The 8171-nt window shown below is 71.1% G+C and carries 9 protein-coding genes; 6 read left to right on the top strand and 3 right to left on the bottom strand.

The features are described 5' to 3' along the window. Window positions 1-267: cutinase family protein (locus A5711_RS28010; protein WP_369829925.1), on the bottom strand; the 267-nt coding region annotated here is incomplete at its 3' end. On the opposite strand from A5711_RS28010, the gene A5711_RS09615 reads away from it, so the two are divergent. The 3 genes from A5711_RS09615 to A5711_RS09605 are packed head-to-tail and all read left to right on the top strand — an operon-like array spanning window position 149 to window position 2822. Then, complete coding sequence (locus A5711_RS09615; protein WP_231986907.1) at window positions 149-430, top strand: cutinase family protein; 282 nt, start codon at window positions 149-151, stop codon at window positions 428-430. The genes A5711_RS28010 and A5711_RS09615 overlap by 119 nt on opposite strands. 35 nt (window positions 431-465) lie before the next feature. Beyond that, the gene (locus A5711_RS09610) at window positions 466-1647 is read left to right on the top strand and encodes a M20 family metallopeptidase (protein WP_067945839.1); all 1182 of its coding nucleotides are present in this window, start codon (window positions 466-468) and stop codon (window positions 1645-1647) included. Further along, complete coding sequence (locus A5711_RS09605; protein WP_067945837.1) at window positions 1644-2822, top strand: amidohydrolase; 1179 nt, start codon at window positions 1644-1646, stop codon at window positions 2820-2822. The genes A5711_RS09610 and A5711_RS09605 overlap by 4 nt, the downstream gene beginning before the upstream one ends. On the opposite strand, the gene A5711_RS09600 is transcribed toward A5711_RS09605, so the two are convergent. Further along, window positions 2819-3637 (bottom strand): alpha/beta hydrolase, encoded by an 819-nt coding sequence (locus A5711_RS09600; protein WP_067945843.1) that lies wholly within the window; start codon window positions 3635-3637, stop codon window positions 2819-2821. The genes A5711_RS09605 and A5711_RS09600 overlap by 4 nt on opposite strands. A gap of 89 nt (window positions 3638-3726) precedes the next feature. After that, window positions 3727-4206, bottom strand: a complete 480-nt coding sequence (locus A5711_RS09595) for a gamma-glutamylcyclotransferase (protein ID WP_067945835.1) — start codon at window positions 4204-4206, stop codon at window positions 3727-3729. Between the two features lie 92 nt (window positions 4207-4298). Here A5711_RS09595 and A5711_RS09590 point away from each other — a divergent pair, with 92 nt between their 5' ends. From A5711_RS09590 to A5711_RS09580, 3 genes are all read left to right on the top strand, one after another. Continuing rightward, the gene (locus A5711_RS09590; RefSeq protein ID WP_067945833.1) at window positions 4299-5714 is read left to right on the top strand and encodes an NAD(P)H-quinone dehydrogenase; all 1416 of its coding nucleotides are present in this window, start codon (window positions 4299-4301) and stop codon (window positions 5712-5714) included. A gap of 53 nt (window positions 5715-5767) precedes the next feature. After that, window positions 5768-7522 (top strand): glycerol-3-phosphate dehydrogenase/oxidase, encoded by a 1755-nt coding sequence (locus A5711_RS09585; RefSeq protein ID WP_067945831.1) that lies wholly within the window; start codon window positions 5768-5770, stop codon window positions 7520-7522. Beyond that, on the top strand, window positions 7519-8171 hold a 653-nt coding region (locus tag A5711_RS09580), incomplete at its 3' end, for a pseudouridine synthase (protein WP_067945841.1). The genes A5711_RS09585 and A5711_RS09580, both read left to right, overlap by 4 nt.

Genomic DNA, 8171 nt, shown 5'->3' with positions numbered 1-8171 from the left:
CCCGGCCAGCATCGACACCGCGGCGGCGCCCTGCGAGAAACCGCCGAGCACCAGCTTCGTCGCCGGGCACTGGTCGGCCATCTCCGCGATGTGATCGCGGGCGTCGTTGGCGCCGTCCGCGGTTTGCAGGAAGTTGTAGCTGGCCGGGGTGCCGCCGCTGGGTGAGCGCATCGGCAACTTCGGGTCGGCTCCCGCGCTGGACCCGGGGTTGGCCAACAAGGTCAGGGCGGTGGCCGTGTTCGGCAATCCCGGCAACCGGTTCAACACGCCCCTGTCCACGGCGGGCCAGTTCGCCGGCCGTGCCATCGACATCTGCAGCCCCGGTGACCCGGTGTGCGTGGTCGGCGGTCGGGACCGGGATGCCCACCACGATTACGGCGTCCCGCCCTACCCCGGGCAGGCGGCGTCGTTCATCGCCGGACTGGTGTAACTCAGGCCCTTGGCTCGCGGTGAGATACTGCGAGAATGCCCACCACCGCATTGGACAGCGTCGAGGATGTCGTGCGGCGACGGGGTTCCGACCTGGTTGAGCTGTCCCACGCCATCCACGCCGAGCCCGAGCTGGCGTTCGCCGAGCATCGCAGCTGCGCGAAGGCCCAGGCGCTGGTCGCCGAACGCGGTTTCGAGATCACCGCGTCCGCGGGTGGCCTCGACACCGCCTTCCGCGCCGAATTCGGCAGCGGGCCGCTGACTGTCGGGGTATGCGCCGAGTACGACGCGCTGCCGGAGATCGGGCACGCCTGCGGCCACAACATCATCGCGGCGTCGGCGGTGGGCACCGCGCTGGCGCTGGCCGAGGTGGCCGATGACCTGGGCCTGCGGGTGGTGCTGATCGGCACCCCCGCCGAGGAGATGGGCGGCGGCAAGGCGCTGCTGCTGCGGGCCGGGGTGTTCGACGACGTGGCGGCGGCGGTGATGCTGCATCCCGGACCGGCCGACATCGCCGCGGCCCGCTCGCTGGCGCTGTCGGAAGCGACCGTGCACTACCGTGGCAAGGAATCCCATGCCGCCGTCGCGCCGCACCTGGGGGTCAATGCCGCCGATGCCGTGACCGTCGCGCAGGTGGCCGTCGGGCTGTTGCGGCAGCAGCTGGCCCCGGGCCAGCTCGTGCACGGGATCGTCACCGACGGCGGGCAGGCGGTCAACGTCATCCCGGGTCACGCGACGCTGGAGTATGCGATGCGGGCGTTCGAGTCGGAGTCGCTGAGACAGCTGGAGGGCAGGATGTACGCGTGCTTCGCCGCGGGTGCGCTGGCCACCGGCTGCGAATACGAGATCGAGAATCCGGCACCCGCCTACGACGAACTCCGGCCCGACGAATGGCTGGCCGACGTGTTCCGGGAGGAGATGCGCCGGCTCGGCCGCGAGCCGGTGGCCCGCGAGGTCGAGGCGGCGCTGCCGATGGGCAGCACCGACATGGGCAACGTGACGCACGTGCTGCCGGGGATCCATCCAGTGGTCGGGGTCGACGCCGGCGGCGCCACGGTGCACCAGCGCGCGTTCGCCACGGCCGCCGCCAGCCCCAGCGGGGACCGCGCCGTCGTCGAGGGCGCGATCATGCTGGCGCGCACGGTGGTTCAGCTGGCCCTGACGGAAGCCGAACGCGACCGCGTGCTGGCCGCGCAGGAACGGCGGGCGCCCGCATGAGCCTCGCCGACGCCGCCACCTCCTGGCTGGCCGCCCACCACGACGACCTGGTCGAATGGCGCCGGCACATCCACCGCTACCCCGAGCTGGGCCGCCAGGAGTACGCCACCACCCAGTTCGTCGCCGAACGGCTGGCCGACGCCGGGCTCAACCCCAAGGTGCTGCCCGGCGGCACCGGATTGGTCTGCGATCTCGGGCCCGAACACGAGCCGCGCATCGCGCTGCGGGCCGACATGGACGCGCTGCCCATGGCCGAGCGGACCGGCGCGCCCTACACCTCCACCATGCCCAACGTCGCGCACGCCTGCGGCCATGACGCCCACACCGCGATCCTGCTCGGCACCGCGCTGACCCTGGCGTCGGTGCCGGAGCTGCCGGTCGGGGTGCGGCTGATCTTCCAGGCGGCCGAGGAGCTGATGCCCGGCGGCGCGATCGACGCCATTGCCGCGGGCGCGATCAGCGGGGTGGCGCGGATCTTCGCCCTGCACTGCGACCCGCGGTTGGAGGTCGGCCAGGTCGCGGTCCGGCACGGCCCGATCACCTCGGCGGCCGATCAGATCGAGATCACCCTGCACTCGCCGGGCGGCCACACGTCCCGTCCGCACCTGACCGCCGACCTGGTCTACGGGCTCGGCACGCTGATCACCGGGGTGCCCGGGGTGTTGTCCCGCCGCATCGACCCGCGCAACGGCACCGTGCTGGTGTGGGGCGCGGTCAACGCGGGGGTGGCCGCCAACGCCATCCCGCAGAGCGGGGTGCTGGGCGGCACCGTGCGCACCGCGAGCCGGCAGACCTGGGTGGGCCTCGAGGAGATCATCCGCGAGACCGTGTCGGCGCTGCTGGCGCCGCTGGGCATCGACCACACGCTGCAATACCGGCGCGGCGTGCCGCCGGTGGTCAACGAGGACGTCTCGACACGCATCCTCACCCACGCGATCGAGGCCATCGGTCCGGACGCGCTGGCCGACACCCGCCAGTCCGGCGGGGGCGAGGACTTCTCCTGGTACCTCGAGGAGATTCCCGGTGCGATGGCGCGCCTGGGCGTCTGGTCGGGCCAGGGGCCGCAGCTGGATCTGCACCAGCCGACGTTCGACCTCGACGAGCGCGCCCTGGCGATCGGGCTGCGCGTGATGGTCAACATCGTCGAGCAGTCGGCCGCGTTCGCGCTGCCCTAGCTCGTGGCGCGCACGACGTGCTCGGCGATGTGTGCGTAGGTTCGCCGGGTGACGTCGGTCGCCGCGCTCATGATGTTGTAGCCGTGGTCGACGCCGGCCACCTCGTGATACTCCACCAATGCCCCTGCGGCATCGAGCTTTTCGGCGTATCTGCGGGCTTCGTCGCGAAGCCGATCGTGTTCGGCCGTCACGACCAGCGCCGGTGCGATACCCGCGATTCCGTCGGCGTTGCCGCCCCAGGCGGGAGAGGCCAGGCGGTCGCGCCGCTGTGCCGGATCGGGCACGTAGGCGGTGTCGAACACCTCGCCCATCCAAGGTTTCAGCACCGCCCGGCGGCCGATCGTCGAGCGCTTCTCGCGGGCGGGCGTCACCAGCTCCAGGGGCGCGTAGTGCAGCACCTGCAACGCGATGCGGGGCCCGCCGTTCTCCAGCGCCAGCCGTGCCGCCGCCGCGCTGAGGTTGCCGCCCGCGCTCTGGCCGCCGACGCACAGCCTGCCGCCGTCCCAGTCGCGGTCGGGGGACGCCGCCCAGCACACGACGTCGTAGACCTGGTGTGGCGCCGCGGGAAAGCGGTGACGCGGCGCCAGCACATAGTCCGGGTTGATCACCACCACGCCCGCGTTCGCGGCGAGGTATCGGCACCACGGATCGTCTTGTTCGGGGTGCCCGACCACGAAGCCCCCGCCGTGCACGTTGACGTAGACGGGCGGGTTCGCCGTGCCGGCCGGCGGGTGGTAGACGGTTGCCGACACCGCGCCGTGCCGGGCTCCGATGGTGACCTCGGTGGTCCGGCGGGGCAATTCCTGGAAGCGCACGGCGGCCTTGGGGGCCGGGTTGACGACGGCGGCGAACGTACGCGCCAGCGCGTCGGCGACCACCGGCGTGGAGAGAATCGACACGGGCCCTAGGAGCTCGTTCCCGGGCCGATGTTGTGGGCCGGCCTGGTTCGCAGGTTGTGCACGTAATCGGCTGGCGCTCCGGCGATTTCGGCCGCGTCGGCCATCACGCCGAGATATCGCGCGGACGGCAGCCCGCCCTCCCAGGCGTCCAGCACATACAGCCACGCCAGCACGGGATCGGTGCTGGTGTCCGACGAGATGCGCTCCACCCGGCAGCGGATCTTCTTGTGCACCCCGAACTCCGAGCCCTCCCACCGGTCGAGGTTGTTCTCGTCGGCCGGGGTCATGTCGTACAGGACGACGAACACCTTGGAATTCGGATCCTCGACGACGGTGGCCAGCGCGCCTTCCCAGCCGATGTCCTCGCCCCCGAACGTCAGGCGCCACCCGTGTAACCAGCCCGTTCCGGCCATCGGCGAATGGGGTGCGCGCTTGAGCATCTGCTCAGGATCCATGTTCGACCCGTAGGCGGCGTAGAGCGGCACGGGGAAAGCTTAGACGTCACAGGCGCGGGCGGTCTTCTCCGAAGCGCTTCGCCGGGCTGCAAGCGGGCGGGTCGCCCCGCTAGGTTGGGGCTGTGGCGACCCGCATCGTGATCCTCGGTGGAGGCCCGGCCGGTTACGAAGCTGCGCTGGTGGCCGCGACCTCCCACCCCGACACCACCCACGTCACGGTGATCGACTCCGACGGGATCGGCGGCGCGGCCGTGCTGGACGACTGCGTGCCGTCCAAGACGTTCATCGCCTCGACCTGGTTGCGCACCGAGTTGCGCAGGGCGCCGCGGCTCGGCTTCGACATCGACATCGACGACGCCAAGATCTCGCTGCCGCAGATCCATGCCCGGGTCAAGCAGCTCGCCACCGAGCAGTCGGCCGACATCACCGACCAGCTGCTCGGCATGGGCGTGCACGTGGTCGCCGGGCGCGGCGAGCTCATCGACCCCACGCCGGGACTGGCCTGCCACCGCATCAGGGCCACGGCCCCCGACGACACCACCAGCGAGTACGAGGCCGACGTCGTGCTGATCGCGACGGGCGCCAGCCCCCGGGTCCTGCCTTCCGCGCAGCCCGACGGCGAGCGGATCCTGACCTGGCGGCAGCTCTACAACCTGGAGGCGCTGCCCGAACACCTCATCGTGGTCGGGTCGGGCGTCACCGGAGCCGAGTTCGTGCACGCCTACACCGAGCTGGGCGTGCCGGTGACGGTGGTCGCCAGCCGGGACCGGGTGCTGCCCTACGAGGACGCCGACGCCGCGCTGGTCCTGGAAGAGGCGTTCTCCGAGCGGGGCGTCGAGCTGGTCAAGAACGCCCGCGCCCAATCGGTGACCCGCACGGGGGACGGCGTGCTGGTCACCCTCGCGGACGGGCGCACCGTCGAGGGCAGCCACGCGCTGATGACCATCGGGTCGGTGCCCAACACCGGCGGCCTCGGCCTGGACCGTGTCGGCATCGAGCTGGGCCGCGGCGGCTACCTGACCGTCGACCGGGTGTCGCGGACCTCGGTGGCCGGCATCTACGCCGCCGGTGACTGCACGGGCCTGCTGCCGTTGGCGTCGGTGGCCGCCATGCAGGGCCGCATCGCGATGTATCACGCGCTGGGCGAGGGCGTCAGCCCCATCCGGTTGCGCACGGTGGCGGCGACGGTATTCACCCGGCCGGAGATCGCGGCCGTCGGGGTGCCGCAAACGATGATCGACGACGGATCGGTGTCGGCCCGCACGATCATGCTGCCGCTGCGCACCAACGCGCGGGCCAAGATGTCCGGGCTGCAACAGGGATTCGTGAAGATGTTCTGCCGGAAGTCCACCGGCGTGGTGATCGGCGGCGTGGTGGTGGCTCCCATCGCCTCCGAGCTGATCCTGCCGATCGCCGTCGCCGTCCAGAACCGCATCACCGTTACCGAGCTGGCGCAGACGCTCGCCGTTTACCCGTCGTTGTCCGGTTCGATCACCGAGGCCGCTCGTCGGCTGATGGCGCACGACGATCTCGACTAGCCTGGGTTCGACACCTTCCTACTGACGAGTAACCCGGTGAGGAGTCCTCTGCCGTGACCGATCCGATCCACGCGCCCACCGAGCTCGGCTCGCCGGCGTCCGTGCTGGGACCGCAACATCGCGAGGTGGCCTGGGAGCGGCTCGGCACCGAGCAGTTCGACGTCGTCGTCATCGGCGGCGGCGTGGTGGGCTCGGGTTGCGCGCTGGATGCCGCCACCCGCGGGCTCAAGGTGGCGCTGGTCGAGGCGCGCGATTTCGCGTCGGGCACGTCCAGCCGGTCGTCGAAGATGTTTCACGGCGGGTTGCGGTATCTCGAACAACTGGAGTTCGGGCTGGTGCGTGAGGCGCTCTACGAGCGGGAGCTGTCGCTGACCACCCTGGCGCCGCATCTGGTCAAGCCGATGCCGTTCTTGTTTCCGCTGACCAACCGCGTGTGGGAGCGGCCGTACATCGCCGCAGGCATCTTCCTCTACGACCGGATGGGTGGCGCGAAATCCGTTCCCGCGCAGAAGCATTTGACCCGCGCAGGCGCGTTGCGGTTGAGCCCGGGCCTCAAACGCAGCGCCCTGATCGGCGGAATCCGCTACTACGACACCGTCGTCGACGACGCCCGGCACACCATGACCGTCGCGCGCACCGCCGCCCACTACGGCGCCGTGGTGCGAACCTCCACCCAGGTGGTCGCGATGCTGCGCGAGGGCGACCGGGTGACCGGCGTGCGGGTCCGCGACTCCGAGGACGGGTCGATCACCGAAGTCCGCGGCCACGTCGTCGTCAATGCGACCGGCGTGTGGACCGACGAGATCCAGGCATTGTCCAAGCAGCGCGGGCGATTTCAGGTGCGCGCATCCAAGGGCGTGCACGTGGTGGTGCCGCGCGACCGCATCGTCAGCGACGTCGCCATCATCCTGCGCACCGAGAAGTCGGTGATGTTCGTCATCCCGTGGGGCAGCCACTGGATCATCGGCACCACCGACACCGACTGGAACCTGGACCTGGCCCACCCCGCCGCCACGAAGGCCGACATCGATTACATCCTGCAGACGGTCAACACCGTGCTGGCCATCCCGCTGACCCACGCCGACATCGACGGCGTGTACGCGGGGCTGCGGCCGCTGCTGGCCGGCGAGAGCGAGGAGACCTCCAAGCTGTCGCGCGAGCACGCCGTGGCGGTGCCCGCGCCGGGATTGGTGGCCATCGCCGGCGGCAAGTACACCACCTATCGGGTGATGGCCGCCGACGCGATCGACGCCGCGGCCCAGTTCGTCCCGGCCCGCGTGGCGCCCTCGATCACCGAGAAGGTCAGCCTGCTGGGTGCCGACGGTTACTTCGCCCTGGTGAATCAGGCCGAACACGTTGCGGCGCTACAGGGTTTGCATCCGTACCGGGTGCGGCACCTGCTGGACCGCTACGGTTCGCTGATCGGCGACGTGCTGGGTCTGGCCGCCGGAAACGTCGACCTGCTCAGCCCAATCAAGGAGGCGCCGGGCTACCTGAAGGTGGAGGCCCTTTACGCCGTCACCGCCGAGGGCGCGCTGCACCTGGAGGACATCCTGGCCCGCCGGATGCGCATCTCGATCGAGTACTCGCACCGGGGCGTCGACTGCGCCCGCGAGGTGGCCGACGTGGTCGCGCCCGTGCTGGGGTGGGGTGCCGCGGACGTCGAGCGTGAGGTCTCGAACTACTCCGCGCGGGTGGAGGCCGAGATCTTGTCGCAGGCCCAGCCCGACGACGTGTCGGCGGACGAGCTGCGGGCGAGCGCCCCGGAGGCGCGCGCCGAGATCCTCGAGCCGGTGCCGTTGAATTGAGGCCCGCGCCGCTTCCCGTGCGCGACGGGCTCGGCCCGGCGCGGGTGCGGCTGCGCGGCGGACCGGTCCTGGCCGAGCTGACCGAGCGGTTCGGCGCGCCGGCGCGGTCGAAGGTGCTGGCCGGGGAGGTGGTCGACGCCGACGGTGCAGTGGTCGACGAGGCCACGGAGCTGCCCGCCGGATCACACGTGTTTCTCTACCGGGAGCTGCCTGATGAAGTTCCGGTGCCCTTCGACATTCCGGTGCTTCATCGCGACGCCGACATCGTGGTCGTCGACAAGCCGCACTTTCTGGCCACCATGCCCCGCGGCAGGCACGTGGCGCAGACGGCGCTGGTGCGGCTGCGCCGGGAGCTGGGCCTGCCGGAGCTGAGCCCGGCGCATCGGCTGGATCGGCTGACCGCGGGCGTACTGCTGTTTACCGCGCGCCGCGAGGTGCGCGGCGCCTACCAGACGCTGTTCTCGCGCGGGTTGGTGCGCAAGACGTATCTGGCGCGCGCCGCCGTGGACCCGGCACTGGTGTTGCCGCGCGTGGTGCGCAGCCGAATCATCAAGCGGCGCGGGGTTTTGCAGGCCGTCTGCGAACCCGGAGCGCCCAACGCGGAAACGCTGGTGGAACTCCTTGCCCCGGAGGGCCTATACCGGCTGAC

It is taken from the genome of Mycobacterium sp. E2238 (assembly GCF_001672665.1).
GTDB lineage: Bacteria > Actinomycetota > Actinomycetes > Mycobacteriales > Mycobacteriaceae > Mycobacterium.
This window is presented reverse-complemented; position numbering and strand designations above follow the sequence as displayed.

Excerpts from the sequence above, each read along its gene's own strand:
- A5711_RS09610 (WP_067945839.1), top strand. The coding sequence starts at position 466 with ATGCCCACCACCGCATTGGACAGCGTCGAGGATGTCGTGCGGCGACGG.
- A5711_RS09605 (WP_067945837.1), top strand. The coding sequence starts at position 1,644 with ATGAGCCTCGCCGACGCCGCCACCTCCTGGCTGGCCGCCCACCACGAC.